This is a genomic window from Epilithonimonas hominis (assembly GCF_003730015.1).
Taxonomy (GTDB): Bacteria; Bacteroidota; Bacteroidia; order Flavobacteriales; family Weeksellaceae; genus Epilithonimonas; species Epilithonimonas hominis.
This window is the reverse complement of the sequence record NZ_RJTU01000026.1, coordinates 1-22,494: the sequence shown is the minus strand read 5'-3', so window position 1 is coordinate 22,494 and position 22,494 is coordinate 1. Positions and strand designations below refer to the sequence as shown.

28 protein-coding genes are annotated in these 22,494 nt (G+C 35.2%); 17 read left to right on the top strand and 11 right to left on the bottom strand.

Annotated features, from left to right (window positions below):
* Nucleotides 1–52 precede the first annotated feature (52 nt).
* Nucleotides 53–430, top strand: a complete 378-nt coding sequence (gene gloA2 / locus EGH73_RS03800; protein ID WP_123280763.1) for an SMU1112c/YaeR family gloxylase I-like metalloprotein — start codon at nt 53–55, stop codon at nt 428–430.
* 74 nt (nt 431–504) lie between these two features.
* Here gloA2 and EGH73_RS03795 read toward each other — a convergent pair whose 3' ends face one another.
* Entirely contained in the window at nt 505–891 is a 387-nt protein-coding gene (locus EGH73_RS03795) for a DUF1634 domain-containing protein (RefSeq protein WP_123280762.1), read from the bottom strand.
* Entirely contained in the window at nt 891–1,721 is an 831-nt protein-coding gene (locus EGH73_RS03790) for a sulfite exporter TauE/SafE family protein (protein WP_089770292.1), read from the bottom strand. Before EGH73_RS03790 ends, EGH73_RS03795 begins: the two co-directional genes overlap by 1 nt.
* Before the next feature lie 183 nt (nt 1,722–1,904).
* On the opposite strand from EGH73_RS03790, the gene EGH73_RS03785 reads away from it, so the two are divergent.
* The 3 genes from EGH73_RS03785 to EGH73_RS03775 all read left to right on the top strand — a co-directional run bounded on the left by EGH73_RS03785 (nt 1,905) and on the right by EGH73_RS03775 (nt 4,176).
* Nucleotides 1,905–2,381 carry a DUF1543 domain-containing protein gene (locus EGH73_RS03785; RefSeq protein ID WP_123280761.1) on the top strand — a complete coding sequence of 159 codons (477 nt, stop codon included), beginning with the start codon at nt 1,905–1,907 and terminating at the stop codon, nt 2,379–2,381.
* A gap of 62 nt (nt 2,382–2,443) precedes the next feature.
* Entirely contained in the window at nt 2,444–2,884 is a 441-nt protein-coding gene (locus tag EGH73_RS03780) for a nuclear transport factor 2 family protein (RefSeq protein ID WP_245985405.1), read from the top strand.
* 182 nt (nt 2,885–3,066) lie between these two features.
* Nucleotides 3,067–4,176, top strand: coding sequence for a 5-(carboxyamino)imidazole ribonucleotide synthase (locus tag EGH73_RS03775; protein ID WP_123280759.1), 1,110 nt, complete (start codon nt 3,067–3,069; stop codon nt 4,174–4,176).
* Nucleotides 4,177–4,227: 51 nt separating this feature from the next.
* On the opposite strand, the gene EGH73_RS03770 is transcribed toward EGH73_RS03775, so the two are convergent.
* Together EGH73_RS03770 and EGH73_RS03765 are read right to left on the bottom strand one after the other, a co-directional pair.
* Entirely contained in the window at nt 4,228–4,728 is a 501-nt protein-coding gene (locus tag EGH73_RS03770; protein ID WP_123280758.1) for a hypothetical protein, read from the bottom strand.
* Between the two features lie 59 nt (nt 4,729–4,787).
* Nucleotides 4,788–5,768, bottom strand: coding sequence for a DMT family transporter (locus EGH73_RS03765; RefSeq protein WP_123280757.1), 981 nt, complete (start codon nt 5,766–5,768; stop codon nt 4,788–4,790).
* 15 nt (nt 5,769–5,783) lie between these two features.
* Between EGH73_RS03765 and purE the strand changes: the two genes are divergently transcribed.
* Nucleotides 5,784–6,287 carry a 5-(carboxyamino)imidazole ribonucleotide mutase gene (gene purE / locus EGH73_RS03760; protein ID WP_123280756.1) on the top strand — a complete coding sequence of 168 codons (504 nt, stop codon included), beginning with the start codon at nt 5,784–5,786 and terminating at the stop codon, nt 6,285–6,287.
* 184 nt (nt 6,288–6,471) lie between these two features.
* Here purE and EGH73_RS03755 read toward each other — a convergent pair whose 3' ends face one another.
* The 4 genes from EGH73_RS03755 to tsaE all read right to left on the bottom strand — a co-directional run bounded on the left by EGH73_RS03755 (nt 6,472) and on the right by tsaE (nt 9,527).
* Complete coding sequence (locus tag EGH73_RS03755; protein ID WP_123280755.1) at nt 6,472–7,317, bottom strand: prephenate dehydrogenase; 846 nt, start codon at nt 7,315–7,317, stop codon at nt 6,472–6,474.
* A gap of 167 nt (nt 7,318–7,484) precedes the next feature.
* Nucleotides 7,485–7,856, bottom strand: a complete 372-nt coding sequence (locus EGH73_RS03750; RefSeq protein WP_123280754.1) for a hypothetical protein — start codon at nt 7,854–7,856, stop codon at nt 7,485–7,487.
* A gap of 9 nt (nt 7,857–7,865) precedes the next feature.
* Nucleotides 7,866–9,062 carry an alanine dehydrogenase gene (locus EGH73_RS03745; RefSeq protein WP_123280753.1) on the bottom strand — a complete coding sequence of 399 codons (1,197 nt, stop codon included), beginning with the start codon at nt 9,060–9,062 and terminating at the stop codon, nt 7,866–7,868.
* Nucleotides 9,063–9,119: 57 nt separating this feature from the next.
* Complete coding sequence (tsaE, locus tag EGH73_RS03740; RefSeq protein ID WP_123280752.1) at nt 9,120–9,527, bottom strand: tRNA (adenosine(37)-N6)-threonylcarbamoyltransferase complex ATPase subunit type 1 TsaE; 408 nt, start codon at nt 9,525–9,527, stop codon at nt 9,120–9,122.
* 79 nt (nt 9,528–9,606) lie between these two features.
* Between tsaE and dnaG the strand changes: the two genes are divergently transcribed.
* The 9 genes from dnaG to EGH73_RS03695 all read left to right on the top strand — a co-directional run bounded on the left by dnaG (nt 9,607) and on the right by EGH73_RS03695 (nt 18,049).
* Entirely contained in the window at nt 9,607–11,532 is a 1,926-nt protein-coding gene (dnaG, locus tag EGH73_RS03735; protein WP_123280751.1) for a DNA primase, read from the top strand.
* Between the two features lie 55 nt (nt 11,533–11,587).
* Entirely contained in the window at nt 11,588–11,803 is a 216-nt protein-coding gene (locus EGH73_RS03730) for a hypothetical protein (RefSeq protein ID WP_089770304.1), read from the top strand.
* A complete protein-coding gene (locus EGH73_RS03725; RefSeq protein WP_123280750.1) occupies nt 11,800–12,093 on the top strand; it encodes a type II toxin-antitoxin system RelE/ParE family toxin in 294 nt (97 codons plus the stop codon). Before EGH73_RS03730 ends, EGH73_RS03725 begins: the two co-directional genes overlap by 4 nt.
* Nucleotides 12,094–12,168: 75 nt before the next feature.
* Complete coding sequence (clpP, locus tag EGH73_RS03720; RefSeq protein ID WP_027382678.1) at nt 12,169–12,846, top strand: ATP-dependent Clp endopeptidase proteolytic subunit ClpP; 678 nt, start codon at nt 12,169–12,171, stop codon at nt 12,844–12,846.
* A gap of 423 nt (nt 12,847–13,269) precedes the next feature.
* Nucleotides 13,270–13,527: a hypothetical protein gene (locus EGH73_RS03715; RefSeq protein ID WP_123280749.1), complete on the top strand. Its 258-nt coding sequence runs from the start codon at nt 13,270–13,272 to the stop codon at nt 13,525–13,527.
* A 209-nt stretch (nt 13,528–13,736) separates the two neighbouring features.
* A complete protein-coding gene (locus EGH73_RS03710) occupies nt 13,737–15,119 on the top strand; it encodes a dipeptidase (RefSeq protein ID WP_123280748.1) in 1,383 nt (460 codons plus the stop codon).
* A gap of 180 nt (nt 15,120–15,299) precedes the next feature.
* Entirely contained in the window at nt 15,300–16,001 is a 702-nt protein-coding gene (locus EGH73_RS03705; protein ID WP_184808068.1) for an SDR family oxidoreductase, read from the top strand.
* A 219-nt stretch (nt 16,002–16,220) separates the two neighbouring features.
* Nucleotides 16,221–16,967 (top strand): electron transfer flavoprotein subunit beta/FixA family protein, encoded by a 747-nt coding sequence (locus tag EGH73_RS03700; protein ID WP_089770309.1) that lies wholly within the window; start codon nt 16,221–16,223, stop codon nt 16,965–16,967.
* A 134-nt stretch (nt 16,968–17,101) separates the two neighbouring features.
* Entirely contained in the window at nt 17,102–18,049 is a 948-nt protein-coding gene (locus tag EGH73_RS03695; protein WP_089770310.1) for an electron transfer flavoprotein subunit alpha/FixB family protein, read from the top strand.
* 52 nt (nt 18,050–18,101) lie between these two features.
* Here EGH73_RS03695 and EGH73_RS14275 read toward each other — a convergent pair whose 3' ends face one another.
* The gene (locus tag EGH73_RS14275) at nt 18,102–18,230 is read right to left on the bottom strand and encodes a hypothetical protein (protein WP_262605517.1); all 129 of its coding nucleotides are present in this window, start codon (nt 18,228–18,230) and stop codon (nt 18,102–18,104) included.
* A gap of 120 nt (nt 18,231–18,350) precedes the next feature.
* Here EGH73_RS14275 and EGH73_RS03690 point away from each other — a divergent pair, with 120 nt between their 5' ends.
* Genes EGH73_RS03690 through EGH73_RS03680 form a run of 3 tightly spaced genes read left to right on the top strand, consistent with a single transcriptional unit; the run spans nt 18,351 to nt 20,916 of the window.
* Nucleotides 18,351–18,950: a bifunctional nuclease family protein gene (locus tag EGH73_RS03690; RefSeq protein WP_123280747.1), complete on the top strand. Its 600-nt coding sequence runs from the start codon at nt 18,351–18,353 to the stop codon at nt 18,948–18,950.
* 22 nt (nt 18,951–18,972) lie between these two features.
* A complete protein-coding gene (locus tag EGH73_RS03685) occupies nt 18,973–20,307 on the top strand; it encodes an MFS transporter (protein ID WP_123280746.1) in 1,335 nt (444 codons plus the stop codon).
* A gap of 39 nt (nt 20,308–20,346) precedes the next feature.
* Nucleotides 20,347–20,916 (top strand): hypothetical protein, encoded by a 570-nt coding sequence (locus EGH73_RS03680; protein WP_123280745.1) that lies wholly within the window; start codon nt 20,347–20,349, stop codon nt 20,914–20,916.
* A gap of 85 nt (nt 20,917–21,001) precedes the next feature.
* On the opposite strand, the gene EGH73_RS03675 is transcribed toward EGH73_RS03680, so the two are convergent.
* Both EGH73_RS03675 and EGH73_RS03670 read right to left on the bottom strand, forming a co-directional pair.
* A complete protein-coding gene (locus EGH73_RS03675) occupies nt 21,002–21,982 on the bottom strand; it encodes a chorismate-binding protein (protein WP_123280744.1) in 981 nt (326 codons plus the stop codon).
* Nucleotides 21,983–21,992: 10 nt separating this feature from the next.
* Complete coding sequence (locus tag EGH73_RS03670) at nt 21,993–22,424, bottom strand: PaaI family thioesterase (protein WP_123280743.1); 432 nt, start codon at nt 22,422–22,424, stop codon at nt 21,993–21,995.
* Nucleotides 22,425–22,494 lie beyond the last annotated feature (70 nt).

Sequence of the window (22,494 nt, the reverse complement as noted above, 5' to 3'; positions counted from 1 at the left end):
TTAACCCGAACTCAGGTTAAGTTAGGATTTGAAATAAACAAAATATTATAAAATGCAAATCCACCACATCGCCATCATCTGTTCCAATTACGAAGTTTCCAAAAAATTCTATACAGAAGTTTTAGAACTTAATATTATTCGTGAAGTTTATCGTGAAGAGAGACAGTCTTACAAATTGGATTTAGCAATCGGAGAACATTATGTGATTGAATTATTCTCTTTCCCAAATCCGCCAGCTAGACCGTCAAGACCGGAAAGTTGTGGACTTCGCCATTTGGCATTTTCAGTTGACAATGTAGAAGAAAAACGAAATGAATTGATATCAAAAGGATTAAACTGCGAAGAAATTAGAATTGATGAATTTACAGACAAGAAATTCTTTTTTACGTCTGACCCAGATGATTTGCCTTTGGAATTTTATGAGAATTAGACTTAGAGATAATAGACAGATAGATGATAGACTTTGAAAAATCATTTATAATTCATCAATGATCATTTATAATTTTAATGTGCGTAACCAGTCAAAAAGCTAACAATCATAATGGTGAGCACTATCATAGAAATCACCACATAAGTGTAATCTTTCTCTTTGAGGTATCCTATTAATGCAAATATAATTCTTACCAAAGGTGTAAGGATTAGGAACAAAATTCCCAACTGAATAATGGCCATTCCTTCACCTTTCATAAGCGAAGTCCAAAAACTTCCCCATACTTTTTCTGATGAGTCGCCCATTTCCAAAAGATTGTATTTTCTAGGCATTTTGAAACCTTCGGTAAACAGTTTGATAAATCCAACAAGTGATGTCACTACAGAGAGTAATACCCCTAGTCGCAGTAGATTGCCAACAGAACGATTCAGGTCTACATCGGTAAATGGTCTGGTTCTCATTATTGGAAATTTTTGGCAACGCCGTTATACATCATGTAAATCGAAAGGAGTGTGATTACAATCGCAAAAAATGTCTTTAGTTTTTTTGTCTTGGAAACCATCAAAGTTTTTGAACCAATGAAACTGCCAACTACAACGCCAATTAGAACCGGAGCTGCGATCACAGGAATAATCTGACCTCTCTGGAAATAAATCAAAGCACCTGCAACAGCCGTCACCCCAATCATAAAATTACTCGTTGTCGTAGATACTTTGAAAGGTAATTTCATCATATTGTCCATTGCCAAAACCTTCAAAGCGCCAGAGCCGATTCCCAGAAGTCCGGACATTGCGCCTGCAAAAACCATCATCAGAAATCCGGGAATACTGTTTCTCGCAGCATAACTTTTGATGCCGTCTTTGTCCGGAAATGTTCCATAGAGTTTTAGTTTATGTTCCAGGCTGCCTTTTATTAGCTCTTCCTGATGATCAGGTTTCCCCCGTAAATTCAATAAAACTGTCAAAATCAAGATACTTGCGAAAATAATTCCAATGGTATTAGGATTGAGAAATCCCGAAACCAATGCGCCCACAACAGCGCCCATTGTGGTGGCAATTTCAAGAAACATCCCTATCCGCATATTGGTAAAGCCTTCTTTTACAAAAGCTACTGCAGCGCCGGAAGAGGTTCCGATTACAGAAACAAGCGAAGCACCAATTGCATAATGCATCGGAACGCCAAAACCAAGTGTAAGAAGAGGAATAATGATGACACCGCCACCTAGACCTGTAAGAGAACCCATCAATCCGGCAGCTATGGCTCCAATGAATAGAATTATGATTTCTGACATAGTACAAATATAGACTTTTGAGCAGTATTTTTCCCTGCAAAAAATATTTTTTTTCAAATTAATTAATTCATAGATAGTTGATTAATATTATAGGAATTGATGTTTTTAATTATTCCAAAACGGCGGTTTTCGGATTGTATTTTACATAATATTTTGAGTATTTTTGTGAAACATTTTGTCGGAATGAAATTATTTTATGTGATTCTAGGTGCAACTCCAAAAGGTAGAAATATTGAACAACACGATGTTTTTTTTGGCATTGCAGAAAATTTTGATGACTTGATTCCAGAGATGAAAAATTTCTGGAAAGATGCCAAAATCCATGTCGATTGTTATCAGGAGGTTCAGTTTGCAGATAGTTATGAAGTTCATATTGTTCCAAAAAAAAATGAGAATTCTGAATATCAATTATTCTTCATCAATCTTGGAGGCTACAAACCAGGCTGTTTCGAAGAGTTTCATGAGCAGCATTTGATGGTTGGGACTTCACTCAGCGAGGTTATCAAGAGGGTAAAACAAACTCCATTTTATAAAACAATGGGTTTTAAAAACGCTGTAAGTCATATTGATGACAAGCACGGTGTAGATATTGATGATATTTACAATGTTAATGATTTGTTGTCAGAAATTACAAAAGAAAAATATTCCATTATTCTATAAAAATCTGAAGCCGAAAATCAAGAAAATGTAATGAAAATCGGTTATCTTAAAATAAAATGATTATGAAAATCGTTGCTCTCATTTTAGTATTAGTTTCTTCATTTTTATTGGCTCAAAAATCTGAGGAAGATTTACTTAAATCAACTATTAATCAATTATTTATTGGGATGAAAACGTCTGATTCCGTATTGATTAAAAAATCATTTCACAAGAATGCTGTTTTGCAGACTATTACAAAAACTTCGGAAGTTAAAAATGAAAGCATTAATGATTTCGTATTGAATATTTCAAAAGCTGAAAAAGGAAGTTTGGATGAGAGAATCTCTTTTTCGAATGTTTTAATTGATGGAAATCTGGCTTCGGTTTGGACACTTTATGAATTTTATTACAAAGGTCAGTTCTCACATTGTGGCGTCAATTCTTTTCAATTGGTAAAATCGAATAACGAATGGAAAATCCAATACGTTATTGATACGAGAAGAAAAGATAATTGTAAAAAGTAGAATAAGCTTTGAATTAAATCTTTGATAAGTTTTACGCCTTTGTGAACTTAAAAACATTGAATTGAGCCAAAAAACTTTGTGAACTTTGTGTTCAAAAAAATAAATCTAAAAAATAAAAGAAAGTAAAAAATGAAATCGCTTCTGCGATTCCATCTAACAAATTAAAAAAAATAAGTATTAAGATGAAAATCGGAATTTTAGGAGGTGGACAACTCGGTCGAATGTTCATTCAGGAAGCATTGAAATATGATGATGAATTTTATGTTCTGGACCCCAATCCAGAATGTTCTTGCGCTAATATTTCTCATTTTACAAGAGGAGATTTCAATGATTATGACACTGTTTTGGACTTCGGAAGAGACAAAGATGTGGTCACAATTGAAATTGAGCATGTGAATGCTGATGCGCTGGAAGAACTGGAAAATCAAGGCGTAAAAGTAGTTCCAAATTCTAAAATTATCAAAATTATTCAGCAGAAGATTCTTCAGAAACAATTCTATGAAGCAAATAGAATTCCGTCTCCCGAATTCGAAATTATGGATGGAAGTGAAGACGAAATCAAAATCCAAATTCCGTTCGTTCAAAAACTGAATACAGGAGGTTATGACGGAAAAGGTGTTCAATTGCTTCGTTCCAATGACGATTGGAGAAATCTTTGGACTCAGGAATCGGTTTTGGAAAACTTGGTGGATATTGACAAAGAATTATCTGTAATTGTTGCTAAAAACGAAAACGGAGAAGTGAAAACTTTTCCAGTGACTGAAATGGTTGCAGACCCAAAACTGAATCTCCTAGATTTCAATATTTGTCCGGCTGACATTTCGAAAGAAACTCAGAAACAGATTGATGTGATTGCGAATCAATTCATCCGAAGTGCAGATTCTGCAGGACTTTTCGCGATTGAATTATTTCTGGATAAAAATGGAAAAGTTTGGGTGAATGAAACGGCGCCAAGACTTCATAATTCTGGACATCAGTCGCAGGAAGGTAACTCAAATTCGCAGTTTGAGCAGTTTTACAGAGTCATAACCAACTCACCTTTAGCGGATACAGAAGCTTTCGGATTTTCTGGAATGCTGAATCTTGTCGGCGAAGACAATTATTCAGGAAAAGTGAAATATGAGGGTCTGGAAGAAGTTCTCAAACTTCCAAAAACCTATGTTCATCTCTACGGAAAAAAAGAAACCAAACCCGGAAGAAAAATGGGACACATTAATGTTCTGGCAGATTCTAGGGAAGAGCTGATGGAAAAACTGATTCATATAAAATCTTTGGTGCGCGTTATTGCATAAAAAAGTAACGCAAGGTTTTAGACCTTGCTTTTTTGTTATAAAAAATGAAAATTATTTGGCTTTCATTTTCTCAAGTGTATTATTGTAAGCTTCTTTAGTATCATCTGCTGCTTTCTTGCTGGCTGCTCTTGCATCTTGCGTTGTTTTATTGATAGCTTCTTTGGTATCCTGAGCTGCATCTTTCATGTCTTGTTTGGCATTTTCAGCGGCAACTTTTGTTTTGTCTACAGCCTGATCTACTCCATCTTTAGCATCTTGGGCGGCATTTCCCATTGCTGCTTTTGCATTGTCCCAAGCCGCATTAGCATCAGCTAAAGCTTTTCTGGAAGCAGCTTCAGCTTGTTTGTCTCCGTTTTTTATGGCAGCGTCTAGATCAGCTTGAGCTTTGTCTACAGCTGCTTTTGCATCGGTTTCTGATAGGGTAGAAGTTTCTGAAGTTACGACCGCAACTGTATCGTTGTTATTATCTGTAACAACCGTTTTTTCCTGTTTGGTACAAGATGTTGCGAACAATAATGCAGCTGCGGAAGCTGTAAGCATTAAATTTTTCATAATAAGAAATTTATAAATGTTGTTTGTAATTTTTACTTATCAATTTAATTGCCAATTTTTTATGGACGATTAATTTTTTGTTGTTTGAACATTCCATGTCTATAATTTATCACGAAAACACCACTGATAATTAAAAAAGTTGCAATGATAAATTTCTCGGAAATGGTTTCGCCTAAAATCAACCAGCTTAGGAAAATACTGATAATTGTATTCACATAAGAAAGGATGGAGACCTGCGTCGGAAGTAATGTTTTGAGCAAATAATTATAAGCATAAAAAGCTAAAACGGAACCGAAAATCCCCAAATAAACTATCGCAGAAATACTTTTTACAGACCAAGCTGAAACATCAATCGTATCGGAAAATGTGAACGCCAAAATTAACTGAACAATCCCAGCCCAAGCAAATTGGTAAAACAGATTCAGGAAAAGATTATTGTTTTGAACGTGCAACTTTTTCGTGTAAATCGTTCCGCTTGCCCAGCAAAGTAATGCTAAAATCATCACAATCAATCCGTTTCTGTAATCTGGATTGCCCAGTTCTCTCAAACCGTCCCAAAAGATAAAAACAACACCGAAAAAACCCATCAACAGACCAATTAAAGTTCTGATGGTGAATTTTTCCATTCCGATAATCATACTTCCAATGAAGATAAAAACTGGAGAAAGTGCACTGATTAAAGAAGCCAAACTACTGGTCAGATTTTTCTCAGCTACAGTTGTTAAACCATTCGCACCAATCAAAAGTAATGATGACAAAGTCAATTGAATTTTAAAATTTTTCCAGCCAATCCATTTCAGATTTTTGGTAAAAATTAAAAATGGTAAAAGAATCAATGAAGCTAAAAGCTGACGAAAGCCCGCAACAAACCAAGGAGGAACAGTTTCTACACCGATTTTGATACCAAGAAAAGTTGTGCCCCAAACTAAGGCAACAATGAGAATAGCGATAATGGTTTTGGAATTCAAATCTGGAAAATTAAGAAGCAAAGATATTTCAAAAAACTCGGATTTTATTGATAAATCTTTATCTTTGAGCATCTAATAAAAATTGAAATGGTCGGAATAATAATGGGCAGTCAAAGCGATTTGCCAATCATGCAACAAGCTGCAGATTTTCTAAAATCTTTGGAGATTCCTTACGAGTTAACAGTCGTTTCTGCGCACAGAACGCCCGAACGTATGTTCGATTATGCAAAAACAGCGAAGGAAAGAGGTCTGAAAGTCATTATCGCTGGAGCAGGAGGCGCGGCGCATCTTCCAGGAATGGTTGCCAGTTGTACAACTTTGCCTGTGATTGGCGTTCCTATTTTATCCAGCAATTCTATCGATGGTTGGGATTCTGTTTTATCGATTCTGCAAATGCCTTCTGGGATTCCTGTTGCAACGGTTGCTTTGAATGGCGCAACGAATGCCGGAATTCTCGCAGCAAAAATTATAGGAACTTCCGATTCCGAAGTTTCAGAAAAACTTCAGAAATATCAGAATTCGCTGAAAGATAAAGTTCTTGGAACAGTAGAAGACATCAAGAAACAGCATCCGAATCAGTTTGATAAATAGAATGATTTGGGCAGCTTAATCCGTCTTCCGCTCCCGCTTTTTTCTTTTTTGTGAAAAAAGAAAAAGAGCTCCGCTCAAGCCGGGCTGCAGATTAGACATAAAAACAATATTTTCACACAAAAACGCAATATTGTCATTCTGTAGGAATTTCTACGTCTAGATTCCTTCGGAATGACAAATAAAGCTATTTATCCAAAATCCCCCGAATCTTATTAGCATTCACAATCAATTCCTCCAAATAATCAAAATTCTCTTTCTCCAAAGCAGATTTGAATTTTCTAAGCTGCGAAATATGTTCATTAAGAACATCCAAAACATTTTCTTTGTTCTGACGGAAAATAGGAACCCACATTTCCGGATGTGATTTTGCCAAACGAACTGTACTTGAGAAACCGGAACTCGCCAATTGGAAAATCGTGTCTTCTTCACGTTCCTTTTCCAAAACGGTGTTAGCAAGCGCATAAGAAGTAATGTGTGAAATATGCGAAATGTAAGCGGTGTGAATATCGTGCGCATCGGCATTCATATAAATGGGATGCATTTCCAAAGCTTCAATCACTTTTTCTACAATTTCCAAAGCATTTTCGTCAGATTCTTCCTTGTTACAAATCACGGCTGCTTTTCCAGTAAAACTGTCTTTAGTTGCAGCATTTGGACCAGAATTTTCCGTTCCCCACATCGGGTGGAAAGCTACGAAACGTTTTCTATTTGGATGATTTTTGATAGCATCTACAATTCCGGATTTCGTAGAGCCAACATCCATCACCACCTGTTTTTCATTAATCATGTCCAAAACATCAGGTAATATTTTCTTAGCAGAATCTACGGGAATAGAAATAATAATTAATTCTGAGTTCTTGATTCCTGCTTCAAAATCTGCTTTTTCATCAATGATATTGAGTTCAAGCGCTTTGTTGAGGTTTTCTTCATTCTGGTCAATCCCGTAAACGAAATTGGTAAAGTTTTTCTCTTTTAATTTCAAGGCGATAGACCCGCCAATCAATCCTGTTCCTATAATGCTTATCTTCATTTTATTTTCAATTTTTTTAACGAAAAAACCCCGTCTTTAGGACGAGGTTTTGATATTTTTACATACGAATCCTAATCCTGTTTCAGGGTCAAAATTGCATAATAATATGTTCTGTTTGTTGTTTTCACAAAACGAAGATAGAAATTAATTCTGAATTTTTGAGCTAATTATTTCAGTTTTTTTAAAGAAGTAAATTCTGCTTTTTCTTTACATTTAGAATAATTGACTTCGAATTTTGGATTCTTTTTCGGATAAAGCAAAAGGTATTTTGGACACGGTTTTGCTTGCGCTTTGCTTCTGTCAAAATCAATTTTCCCACCAGATATGATGCTGTCTTTCAAGAATTGTTCTGAGATTTTATTTACTTGAAGTTCAGATTTAAAAGTTGGAGAATAGGTAAAATCTTTGGTCAAAGTTTCCGCAATTACTCTGTCATTAGGGAAATAAGAACAACTTGTCCCTTTTTGATTGAGTATGAAAAATACGATTAACAAGCCTGGAATCAAACCGATAGCGTAGAATTTTAATTTTTTTAGCATTAATGAAATTTAAAAAATCAAAAGATTGATATCGTGATAAGGAAGGTCGAACTTATTGCAAATCAATTGTTTCGTATGTCTTCCTTTGTACATATAAAGAGATTGTTTGATTTCGTTTTTGTGAACCAGCATATTCTCGAAACCGCCTTCTTCGTCGTAACCTAACAGATAACTTAGGAAGAAATTGCTCACAGCTTTCGTTGTGGTTCTCGGCATTCGTGAAGTCAAATTCGGTAAACCGCAATGGATAACATCGTGTTTTACAATAAATGGTTTTTCTGTTGTCGTTAATTCTGAAGTTTCAATCACTTTTCCATTATCGATGGTGATATCGATGATGACACTTCCTTTTTTCATTTTCATTACCATATCTTCGGTAACGATTGGTGGAAGATTAAGTCTTGGTAAAGCTCCTATAACAACATCGGCTCTTCTAAGCGATTTTGTCAATTCTTTTGGATCGATGACAGATGTTGGAACGCGGCTGTCCACCAAAGTATGAAGTCTTCGAAGTTTTGATAATGAATTATCAAATACCTTGACACTTGCACCAAGTCCAATCGCAGCTTTGGTTGCAAATTCTCCCACAATTCCAGCGCCTAAAATCACAACTTCCGTCGGACGAACACCAGTGATTCCGCCAAGCATCAATCCGTTGGACATTGCCAATAATTCAGATGCATAAAGGATGGAGACGCTCCCAGCGATTTCGCCAATTAATCTTACTAATGACAGTTGCTTGTACTCATCCATTATGAATTCGAAAGCAATAGCGTTGACTTTTTTACAAGCTAATTTCAGGAAATAATCTTTGTCACGAAGGTTGATTTGCAAAGCCGAAATCAAATAAGTCATCGGTCTCAGATATTCAATTTCTTCTTCGGTTGGTGGATTTATTTTCAGAACCAAGTCCTGCGAAAACGCAACTTTTGGGTCGTTTGTAATCTCTGCACCAGCTTCGGAATACAAGATGTCGGCAAAATGGGAACCCAATCCGGCGCCACTTTCTATGATGACCTTGTGTCCATTATTTACCAAAATCTGAACTGCATCCGGAATGATGCACGTTCTTTTTTCGTTCAGACAAGTTTCTTTTGGAATCCCAATGCTGAAGGTTTTTCCTTTTTTTACAACTTCTAGTTTTTCTTCCTTTGGAATCAGTTCTTCTTCTGTAAAAGGTGTAAATATGGTTGATGTACTGCTCATAAAAAACGAATCATTGTTCAAAATCTAAAGCAAAGATAAAACAATTTACTGTTATGATTAATTAAACTCGATTTCTCTTCCATATTCTGTATTAGTAATGATCATTTCGTGAAAATCGTAACCTTCCAGTTCGTCCGTATAGATTTCCGGCCATTCTATAATCGAGAGATAACCATTGTCAAGATACTCCTCAATTCCGAAATCGTACGCTTCTTCCACAGATTTTAATCGGTACAAATCAAAATGAAATACTTTTCCTTTCGGTGTATCATATTCATTCACAATAGAGTAAGTTGGAGAGGAGATTTCGTCTGAGCTTCCCAATTCTTTAAGCAAAAATTGAGAAAAAGTTGTTTTTCCTGCGCCCAAATTGCCTTTTAGAAGAAGAATGTTATGTTGAAGATTCGGAATGATTTGATTGACAATATCTTTCCATTCTTCGAGCTGATGAATTGTAAATTGCATCTGATTTTTTTTACAAAAATAAGGTTTCTGCAGATTTTATTTCAGAATAAAAATTAAAACTAATTATTACCTTTACATCGTGATTACGAAAGAGACGATTGATAAAATATTTTCTACCATCCGTGTAGAAGAAATCATTGGTGAATATGTCCAACTGAAAAGAGCAGGCTCAAACTTCAAAGGTTTGAGTCCTTTTCACGAAGAAAAATCGCCCAGTTTTGTTGTTTCTCCAAGTAAACAGATTTGGAAAGATTTCTCCTCTGGTAAAGGAGGTACGGCGATTTCTTTCTTGATGGAAATCGAAAATTTTACTTATCCCGAAGCGCTTCGGTATGCGGCAAAAAAATACGGAATCGAGATAGAAGAAAATGTCCGAGAATATTCTGAAGAAGAAAAACAGTCCCAAACCGAAAAGGATTTACTTTATAAGATTCACGAAGTTGCCAATGACTTTTTTCAAGATCAGCTTTGGAACTCGGAAGAGGGGAGGATGATTGGTTTTTCTTATTTTAAGGAAAGAGAACTTCGTGATGATATAATTAAGAAATTTCAACTGGGTTATTCACCTGAAAAGAAAAATGCTTTTACCGAGTTTGCTCTAGAAAAAGCTTATTCCAAAGATATTCTTGAAAAATCAGGGTTGTCCATTTTTCCAGAAAATACACCTTCTGGAATTGATAGATTCCGTGACAGAGTGGTTTTCCCGATCCATAGTTTTTCTGGTCGAGTTTTGGGTTTTGGTGCTAGAATTCTTAAAAATAATGTCAAAACGGCCAAGTATCTTAACTCTCCAGAAACCGAAATTTACCATAAATCCAACGTTCTTTACGGTCTAAATCAAGGAAAACAATCTATTTCTAGAAAGAATCTCTGTCTTTTGGTAGAAGGTTATATGGATGTGGTTTCACTTCATCAAAGTGGAATTGAAAATGTTGTGGCGAGTTCTGGAACCTCTTTGACAACAGAACAAATCAAACTCATCAAAAGATTAACGGAAAATGTAACCATTCTTTTCGATGGTGATAAAGCAGGAATCAAGGCGAGTTTCCGAAGTATCGATATGTTGCTTTCTGCGGGAATGAATATCCGTGTTCTTCTCTTTCCAGATGGCGATGACCCCGATTCTTTTGCGAGAAAACATCCACAGGAATATGTGGAAAATTTCATAGATAAAGAAGCCAAGGATTTCATCGATTTCAAAGCAGAAATTCTCCTGAAAGATGCAGGAAATGACCCCATCAAAAAGGCAGAATCTATCCGTGATATTGTAAAATCGGTCGCTTTTGTTCAGAATGCTTTGAAACGTGAGGTTTATCTTAAAGAAGTTTCGAATAAATTTGGGTTGAGCGAACAAAGTTTGTTCAATGAGCTTCAGATTCAGACTAATGTTACACAACAGCAGGAATCAAAGCCTAAATTTGAAGAGAAAAAGGTTGCTCCAAAATTAGAAATCGTTCAGGAAGGTACTTTTTCGGTAAACCCATTGGTGCTGCAGGAGGAAAAATTGGTTGATTTGATGCTGAAATATGGCGATTTTGTCTTAGACAGAAAAGATTCCGAAGGCAATGATTATAAAATTACAGTCATTGAAGAAATTCTAAATCATTTAGAAGAAGATGAATGTGAAATTCAATTGGACATTCATAAAACCATTATTTCCGAAATCAAAGAAGGTATTCTTCAAAACGAAATAAGATCGGGTAATTTTTTCTTCAATATGATGGATGAAGAAATCTCTGGCAAACTAGCCAATGCACTCATAGAAAACTATCATACAAGCAATTGGAACAAGTTCAATATCTATTTCAGTTCCGAGGAAGAAGTGGTTCCAAAATTAGTTTCTGATATTATTTTGAGACATAAAAGAGAATATGTTGTGAAGTTAATCAACGACCTCAAGAATACAACAGATAATGAGCAAGATAACACAAATATTTATCAAAAAATAATTCTCTTGACTCAACTCAAAAACAAATTAGACAGCGAATTATTTCGTATTTTGTGACAAAAAGTCTCATAGACTTTTAAGAATATTTTCTAAATTTGATAAAAATAATACAATGCAAATATCTATTAATCTTCCTTTCGATGAGCTTTTGACAGTTATAAAAAAATTGAATCCAAACGAAAAAAAAGAAATTGCAAAACTTTTAATTAAGGAAACTGAAGTTTCTGAAGATCAATGGGAAATAGCTTTAAAACGAAAAAAAGATTTTGAAGCGGGAAAGATTGAAACCGAAAATTGGACAGATCTTAAAAAAAGGCTTTCGAATTGAATTATAAAATTATCTTCTTAAAACCAGCTTCCGAAGAATTGGAAGAATCTTTTTATTGGTATGAAAATAAGAGACTAAATCTAGGATTCGAGCTCATTGAAGAGATCGAATATTATTTAAATCTAATAGAAAATAATCCACTTATATTTGAGAAATATAATGATAAAGAAGATTTGAGAAGGATTCCGTTGATTCGTTTCCCTTTTCTGATAATTTATTGGATTGAAGAGCGGGAGAAAATTATATATATCGATGCTATTTTCCATTCAAAACGAAAACCAAAATTCTAATGACAGAAAGTCCTACTTTAGCAAAGGAATAGAAATTGCAAACTCAATAAAGATTTTAAAATAACCAAATATAATATGGACATTAAAAAAGAATTCAGAGATTTCTCGGTAAAACATATGGGAAACAACGGTCTGGTAACGGACCAATATATGGGAATGTTCAACCCAACCAATCTTACGCCTTATATTATGGAGGAAAGAAGAATGAACGTTGCACAGATGGACGTTTTTTCAAGATTGATGATGGACAGAATCATTTTCCTTGGGACAGGAATCGATGACCAGGTAGCGAATATCATCACAGCGCAGTTATTATTCTTAGAAAGTTCTGACTCTGCGAAAGATATTCAAATCTACATCAACTCTCCAGGAGGAAGTGTTTACGCAGGATTGGGAATTTATGACACAATGCAAATCATCAAGCCAGATGTAGCGACAATCTGTACAGGAATTGCTGCTTCTATGGGCGCGGTTCTTTTGGTAGCGGGCGAAAAAGGGAAACGCTCTGCTCTAAAGCATTCTCGAGTAATGATTCACCAGCCTTCTGGTGGTGCACAAGGTGTAGCTTCTGATATGGAAATCAACCTAAGAGAGATGTTGAAGTTGAAAAAAGAATTGTACGACATTATATCTAACCACTCTGGCCAAACTTACGAGTGGGTAGAAAAAGCCTCTGACAGAGATTACTGGATGACCTCTACCGAAGCCAAAGAATTCGGAATGGTAGACGAAGTTCTCGAAAGAAAAAAATAATTACCGAAATATAATTTTCAAAACCTGATTCAGCCGAGTCAGGTTTTTTTTATTCTCAAACTCAAGATTCACTTCAATCTATTAATTTGGGCGCCTTTATCCGCCCTCCGTTCCCGCTTTTTTCTTTTTTGCAAAAAAAGAAAAAGAGCTCCACTCAGGTCGGGGCGCGCTTCGCAAAGCTGAAACAATCGTTCTTCGATTCGCGATTTGTAATAAAACTAAGACAAATTAATTAGACAAATTACATTTTACTTTTTACATCACACATTTTACAAAAAATAATTTTGCAGAAAATCTCAATTTCACTACTTTTGACACGTTAAATAATAAAAAATGACATCGCCATATGTCAAAACCTGATTAAAATAGGTAATAGTTCAAGATGGCGATTGCATATGACCTATTGTAAATAAAGATAAACATATGAAAAAATCTGTAATATTACTGGCTTCCGCTATCTTAGTTGTATCTTGTGATCTTCCTGCTGGCGGGAACAAAGGACGTTTGAAAAAAACTGACGATGTTGTGAGATATGACGATCCAAACGCGCCTCACGGAACTTATCATCCAACTGCAGATTCTACAAAAGCTGTTTCTCACGTTGTAGCAGATTCTGCTAAGACAGTAACTTCAGAAGCTAAACCAGCTGCAACAGCTGACGCTCCTGCTGAGCACCACTAATAATTTTATAAAAATATTATAATAAAAAATGTCTTGCGTTTGCAGGACATTTTTTATTTTTACGAACCTCAAATTGATAATTAGATTTAATATTGAGCCATATTTTCTTGCTAGGTTTTACGCCTTTGTAAACTTAGAAATATCCTCAATAATTTAAAAAAATCTTTGCGGACTTTGCGTTTAAAAATAAACTATATCATTCATAAAAAATGAGTACAACACAAACATACATCCAAGAAAACAAGCAGCGATTCCTTGATGAATTATTTGATATCCTTAGAATTGCTTCCATCAGTGCAGATCCGGCTTACAAATCTGAAGTTCTGAAATGTGCAGATGAGGTAGCAAAACATCTTCAAGCTGCAGGAGCAGACAATGTAGAAATACTTGAAACCAAAGGTTATCCAATCGTTTTTGGAGAAAAAATTATCGATGCAAACTTGCCAACAGTTTTGGTTTACGGACATTATGACGTTCAGCCAGCTGATCCTTTAGAATTATGGACTAGCGATCCTTTCGAGCCGGTTGTTAAAACTACAAAACTTCATCCGGAAGGTGCGGTTTTCGCAAGAGGTTCTGCGGACGACAAAGGACAATTCTTTATGCACGTCAAAGCTTTCGAAGCAATGATGAAAACAGATTCCTTGCCTTGTAATGTTAAATTTTTGATTGAAGGAGAAGAGGAAGTAGGTTCTGCAAGTTTGGCAGATTTCCTCGAAGAAAATAAAGAAAAATTAAGCTGTGATGTGATTTTGATTTCAGATACTCATATTTACTCCAATGAACAGCCAACTGTTACAACAGGTTTACGCGGTCTAAGTTATGTGGAAGTTGAAGTAAAAGGTCCGAATCGTGATTTACATTCTGGACTTTACGGTGGTGCAGTTCCGAATCCAATTAATGTTCTTTCAAAAATGATTGGCGAATTAATTGATGAAAAAGGACATATCACTATTGATGGTTTTTATGACAATGTTCTAATTGTTTCTGATGAAGACAGAAAGGAAATGAACAAACTGAAAGACGATCCGGAAGCTTACAAGAAATCAATCAATCTTAGTGATATTCAAGGAGAAGAAGGTTATACGACTTTGGAAAGAGCTTCTATCAGACCAACTTTGGATGTTAACGGAATCTGGGGCGGTTACACTGGCGAAGGCGCAAAAACGGTAATTGCTTCTAAAGCTTTTGCTAAAATCTCGATGAGATTGGTTCCAAATCAAACACCTGAAGAAATCACAGAAAAATTCACTCAATATTTTGAGAAAATTGCTCCAAAAAGTGTTAAAGTAAAAGTGACGCCACATCACGGCGGAATGCCTTACGTTTTGGAAAGCAACACCAAAGAATTTTTGGCTGCTAAAAAAGCAATGGAAAAAGCATTTGGTAAAGAAGTTTTACCTTACAGAAGTGGTGGAAGTATTCCCATTACCTCTTTGTTTGAGAAAGTTCTTGGAGCTAAATCTGTATTAATGGGATTTGGCTTGGACTCAGATGCAATCCATTCACCGAACGAGCATTACGGATTGTATAACTATTATAAAGGAATCGAAAGTATCCCTTATTTCTTTGAGTTTTACGCAAAAGGATAAAAAATTGAAGACAGTTAAGGCTGTCTTTTTTATTAAAATTAATCATAACCTAAACTACATAATCACATAGAAAATCAATTTTAATTCAAAAAGATTAGATAATAGTTTAAATTAGTTTTCTATTTAATCTTAAACAAAAAACTATGTGACTATGTGCTTCAAATAAAATTTTTAAAAATTATGTCAAAAGTTATTTATATCACAGGTGGAACCAAAGGAATCGGTTTCGGGATTGCAGAAGTTCTGTTGAAAAATGGTCACAAAGTGGCTATTAGTGGAAGAAAACAACAAGATGTTGATAAAGCTGTTTTTGAACTTAAAACCATTTCAGAAAGTGTTTTTGGAGTGAGTTCAGATGTTAGAAATTTCGAAGATGAAGAAAATGCAATTTCGAAAATTGTTGAAAGACTCGGAAGAGTGGATGTTGTGATTGCGAATGCGGGTTTAGGAATCTTCAAACCGGTTGATGAATTGTCAATCGAAGATTGGAACGCAATGCAGGAAACTAATTTGACAGGATGTTTCTACACTTTGAAGGCTTCTGTTGAGGAATTGAAAAAATCAGAAGGTTATTACATTACAATTGCAAGTCTTGCAGGAACTAATTTCTTTGAAAATGGAGCTGGATATAATGCTTCGAAGTTTGGCGTTGTTGGCTTCACACAAGCTGCGATGATTGACCTTAGAAAATACAATATCAAAGTTTCAACCATAATGCCAGGTTCCGTTGCCACTTATTTCAACGGAAATGTTCCTTCTGAAAAAGATGAATGGAAAATCCAGCCGGAAGATATGGGAAATCTTGTCCTCGATATGCTGAATATGAATCCTCGTGTTTTGCCAAGTAAAATTGAATTCAGAGCGAGTCAGGTAAAGAAATAATTTAATTAATTCAAATTTCGTGATTTAAGTCTTCGAAATCGTCATTAATTTATATCGATTAATACAACTTTAATAGTAAATATTATTTGTAAAGATTCTAAATACCCTATTAATAAAGCATTTCAGAAAACTATTTAATAAATAACAATAAATTATGCATGCATAGTATTTTTTATATAAATTAGCGACATTCATATAACAAAATATATCAATAATACGATGAAAATATTAGTTTGTATCAGTAGCGTTCCGGACACTACAAGTAAAATTAATTTTACAGCAGATAAATCTGCTTTTGACAAAAACGGAATTCAGTGGGTAATTAATCCATTAGATGAGTTTGCTTTAACAAAAGCTATAAAATTACAAGAATCTCAAGGTGCAACTGTAACGGTTGTGAACGTTGGAGATGCAGGAACAGAAGCGGTTATCAGAAAAGCTTTGGCAATCGGAGCGAATGATGCAGTGAGAGTTAATGCAGAAGCTAAAGACAGTTTCTCTGTAGCGAAAGAAATTGCAAAAGTTGCTCAAGACGGAGGTTATGACCTAATTCTTACAGGAAAAGAATCCATTGATTATAATGGAGGAGCAGTTCCAGGAATGGTTGCTCAATTACTGAATTATGCTTTCGTTAATGCAAGTGTTGGATTAGAAGTGAATGGTTCAGAAGCGACTGCGGTTAGAGAAATCGAAGGTGGTAAAGAAACTATTTCGGTTAAACTACCAGCTGTTGTTGCAGGACAAAAAGGTTTGGTAGATGAAAAAGATTTGATAATCCCGAATATGAGAGGTATCATGTCTGCAAGAACAAAACCTCTTCAGGTGGTGGAACCTTCCAATTCTGAAGTGAAGGTGGAAGCCGTTTCTTTTGACAGTGTTGCGCCAAGAGCAGCTGTTAAATTGGTTTCTGCGGATAACCTTGACGAGTTGGTAAGATTACTTCACGAAGAAGCGAAAGTAATCTAAAGTTGGAAGTCGGAAGTTAGATGTCCGATGAGAATTCCACCTTCATAAAAATATTATTTAGTTAATCAAATTCACGATTTCAGAGTCAAGTTCGAAAACTTCTGACTTCTGACATCTGACAAAAATTAAAAATTATGGCAGTATTCGTATACGCAGAAAATATAAACGGAGTTTACAAAAAAGCAGCATTTGAAGCCGTTTCTTACGCAAAAGCTATTGCAGCAAAAACTGGAGATTCAGTAACTGCAATTTCTATCAACCCAACAGATTCTTCAGATTTGCTTTACAAATATGGAGCAGATAAAGTGGTGAATGTAAAAGATGCCGGTCTTAAAAACTTCAGTGCTAAGGCTTATGCAGAAGCAGTTAACCAAATTGCAGACGGAAACATCATCGTTTTCCCACATACAACAGATGCATCTTCTGTAGCGCCAATGTTGGCAATCCAGAAAAATTATTCATTGATTACGAATGTGATTGATGTTCCAGAAAGCACTTCACCTTTCCAAGTTAAGAGAAAAGCTTTCTCTGGAAAAGGTTTTATGCACGCAAAAGCAGATGCAGCTGGCGTTATTGTAACAGTTTCTCAGAATGCTTTTGGTGTTAAAGAAAATGCAGCTTCCGGTTCAGAAGAAGTGAAAGAATTAAGCATTGCAAACGAAGACACCAAAGTGATTAATCACGAACAGTCTTCCGGGAAGCTAGACCTAAAAGAAGCGGAAATCGTAGTGTCTGCGGGTAGAGGTTTGAAAGGTCCGGAAAATTGGGGAATGATCGAAGATCTTGCTAATGTTCTAGGCGCAGCTACAGCTTGTTCAAAACCGGTTTCCGATATCGGTTGGAGAGGTCACAATGAGCACGTTGGACAAACTGGGAAAGCAATTTCTCCAAATCTTTACATTGCAGTTGGTATTTCCGGCGCAATTCAGCATTTGGCAGGAGTTAACAGTTCCAAAACCATTGTTGTGATTAATAATGATGCGGAAGCACCTTTCTTCAAATCTGCAGATTATGGAGTAGTGGGGGACGCTTTCCAAATTATTCCTGCATTAACAGAGAAAATCAAAGCATTGAAAGCTTAATTCAATTTTCATAAAATATAGAACCTGAGTCATTGATTCAGGTTTTTTTTTTTTAATAAGTATCATTATTTTGGCAGCTATTTCCGCCTTCCGCTCCCAAACCTTTAGGTTCGACGAAGTCAATCTTTTCACTCCACTTCGTTGCGTAAAAAGGATTTCCGCTCAAGCCGGACTGCTGCAATTCAACACTTTAAGGATTCGGAAAAGAAAATGCTCAAAAATATAATGATTTTATAACGCAAACTATGTAAAAATCGACAAATCCTAAATGAAAATTAACAAAAAATTTTATATTTGCTAAATGGATTATAAAAAATTAATCATTAGAGGAATCTCCTACAGCCAGACGCAATCTGGAGCTTATGCGCTGTTATTGGAACATGAAGAAACATCGGTTAAATTACCAGTTGTTATCGGGAATTTTGAAGCACAATCCATTTCTTTAGGATTAGAAAAAGATCTCAATCCGCCACGTCCTTTGACGCACGATCTTTTCGCTCAGTTTGTGAAAAATACAGGTTTTAAATTAGAATCTGTCATTATTTATCAAATCAAAGACGGCGTTTTTTTCTCCAATATTAATTTCAAAAATCCGTTAACAGACGAAGAACTGATTTTGGATGCAAGAACTTCTGATGCTGTTGCAATGGCTGTTCGTTTTGATGCGCCTATTTATACAACTTCAGACGTTTTAAACGAGGCTGGGATTTTATTAGAACTCGAAGAAACTCAGAAAATGGAAGCGGAAGAGGAAGAAGTTTTAACGGATTTCAACGATCTCTCGGAAGTTTCTGTAGAAGAACTAAACCAATTGCTGAATGATGCTGTAAAAGAAGAAGATTATGATACAGCACTCAGGTTACAGGAGGAAATCAAACGAAGAAATAAAAAAATAGAATAAATATATATTATCATTTTAAGATATGAATTTAAAATTACGATTAATTATACTTAATTTCCTGCAATTTGCAGTTTGGGGCGCTTATTTGACATCGATGGGCAATTATCTAGGTGCGGTAGGACTAGGTTCAAAAATTGGACTTTTTTATGCGATGCAGGGGATTGTTTCTATTTTTATGCCGGCAATTATGGGGATTATTGCGGACAGATGGATTCCTGCACAAAAACTATTAGGGATATGTCATCTAGTTGCTGCGGTTTTTCTTGCTGCTGCGGGTTACTATGGAATGACTTCTGGCTCCAATGTTGATTTTTCTACATTATTCTCTTTATATTCAGTAAGTGTGGCATTCTATATGCCGACTATTGCGCTTTCCAATTCTTCTGCTTATGGCATACTCGTAAGCAATGGTTTTGATACCATTAAGGCTTTTCCACCGATAAGAACTCTGGGTACAGTTGGTTTTATCTGTGCAATGTTGTTTGTCAATTTTGCGGGAACTTTGGATGGACAGTTTTCTATTAGCTTTGCGGGAGATAAGAATTTTTTAAGTTTCCAGAATAACTATAATCAATTTTTTGTTTCGGCAATATTGGGCTTACTTTTATTTCTATATTCCTTTACATTACCAAATGTTCCCATTAGTAATAATAAAGAAAAGAAATCACTTTCTGATGCGCTTGGACTTAAAGCCTTTGCATTGTTCAAAGAAAGAAAGATGGCAATTTTCTTTATTTTTTCTATGTTTTTAGGAGTTTCTCTGCAGATCACGAATGGTTATGCTAATCCTTTTATAACAAGTTTTAAGGATATTCCAGAATATACAAATAGCTGGGGAGCAAATAATGCGAACGCGTTAATATCTCTGTCGCAGGTTTCGGAAACACTTTGTATTCTTTTAATCCCGTTTTTCTTAAAAAAATTCGGAATCAAAAAAGTCATGTTGATGTCAATGTTTGCTTGGTTTTTGAGATTTGGCCTCTTCGGTTTAGGCGATCCAGGTTCCAACGTTTGGATGTTTATATTATCAATGATTGTTTACGGTGTTGCATTTGATTTTTTCAATGTTTCAGGTTCACTATTCGTGGATAAAGAAACCTCTCCGGAGATCAGATCTAGTGCACAAGGCGTTTTTATGATGATGACCAATGGTTTTGGTGCTACTCTAGGGATGTTAGTTGCTGGTGAAGTTGTTAATCATTTTGTCTTTTCTAAAACTGATATTATCGAACAATTAAAAGGCTGGGAAATAAGCTGGTATATCTTCGCGATTTACGCCTTGATAATTGGGATTTTATTTGCTATTGTTTTTAGATACAAACATTCTCCAGAAGATGCTAAAAATATCACGCTTTAACTTGGCACATATTTATATGCATAATACCAAAGAATAGATATGAGAAAATTAATTGTTGGTTCAATAATGCTTTCTGTGTTGCTTTTTTCAGCAGGTATAAGCAATAGTTGTAGTAAATTAGATGATAATGTAGATATCACTATTCCGGTTCCTTTTGCGATCAATAATAATTTTGATGCTGATATTCCTTTTGTCGTTACAACAGAATATGTAGTATCACCGGATATGCCGCTCAATCTGAATCTGGATGAGGAAATCAAAAGCAGATTCCAAAATATGTCTGTCAACAATCTAAAGTCGGCAAAACTATCCAGCTTTTCAATAGATTATATAAGTTCGTCTAATAATAACGAAATTAAACTGAATAAAGTAAAAGATGCAGAATTGTGGATCAAAGCGCCCAATGTAGGTGAGATTAAAGTAGCTTCGGTATCAAATAATACAAGCGAGACCGCTCTCAATTTTACGCCAGTTGCAGATCTAGAATTAATGAACTATCTTAAATCTTCACAAGCGTCTATTTATTTAAAAATGAGAGGTACAGAATCTGTTGCTACTCAAATGAAGATCAGAATTAATTCAGCATTTAAAATCCAGGTAAGTTTGTAAAAACGCTGACAAAATACTACAAAGAAGATGACCGTAAGTGATCATCTTTTTTTATAATACAGGTAAATTAAATCTTCCCAAGAAATCAAATGAAAACAAGATTGTTTTGTATTGCAAGAGATTTTAGCTCTGTTTCAGTCCATTCTTTTTGAGCGTCACTTTTTAAAGTAATTCCACCGCCGGCAAAGAGTATTGCATAATTTTTAAAAAAGCTGGCACACCGAAGATTTACAAAATAATAAATAAAATCTTCAGTCTCTACTTTTATATAACCAGCGTAGAGCTCACGGTTAAAATGCTCTATACTTTTAATTCCCTGTGCACAAAGTTCTTTAGGAAAACCACAGACAGCCGGTGTGGGATGTAATTCTGAAATAATTTTGTCCAGACTTTCAGAGTTAATTTCTGCGGAAAAATCTGTTTTAAGATGTTTGATATTGCCGGAAATCAAATCTTTGGTAGAAGAGACTTTAAGATTAGAAGAAAATTTTCTGAGAATAGAGTGGATGTAATCCGTTACAGCTTTCTGCTCTTCGATTTCCTTATCACTCCAATTTTCCTCCAGTGGAAGTGTTCCTGCAACACTCATTGTTTCAAAAATATTAGTGTTTTTATCAAACTTTCCTAATACTTCGGAAAAACCTCCCATCCAGATTTCACCATTTTTCTCGAATAAATAACAAAATGCAGAAGGGTAACTTTCGGAAAATTTCAGAAAGCTTTTCGCTAGGGATAATTTTTTTTCAGAATCAATATCAAGATACATTAGTAATTTCCTCCTGGAAAGAACTAATTTTTTGAGTTCGTTTTTCTCAATAAAATCTTTGGCTTGGGATATTTTATGGGCATAAGATTCTGGCGTTTCCTTAGCAATTTCTAACAGAGGACTTTTGCTTTTTGGAGAAACATTAAGATTCAGAATTTCTTCTTTCGATATTTCGCATAGGTTACCTTTGAAATCAAGCACCGTTTTGCTGTCAAAACTCACGAAAGAAACCAGACTTACGCCTGCTGAATTATCTGTACAGAAAAATTTATCACTCTCTGGAAGCTTAAAAACTAACATCTGCGAAGATTTAAACTTTACCAACCGGAACGATATTATTCGTCATAGTTGTGTGGTTGATAAGATTTCCTTTTTCATCACGGATTTCAATTTGAGAAACATGCATTGTATTTCCTTTTCGGATAAAAGTTGCTGTTCCAGTCACGATGCCTTCTCGTTTTGCTCTCAAATGATTACTGTTGATATTGGTTCCAACCGGAACAGATTTGGTAATATCAACATTAATCAATGAAAGACAAGAACCCAAAGTTTCTGCCAAAACACAGCTTGCACCACCGTGAAGAATACCGTAAGGCTGATGAACTCTTGAGTTGACTGGCATAGTTGCAGAAAGGTGATTTTCCGACACATCTGTATATATAATCTCTAAAGTTTCGCCTAATGTATTTTTATTGGCTATATTCAGCCTTTCTAATATTTCTTTTTGTTTAGCTTCGTCCATCGGGTAATAAAAATTTTAATAAAAGAATTGAAAATATCCGAAATCAATAAAAATTAAAATGACTACTTGA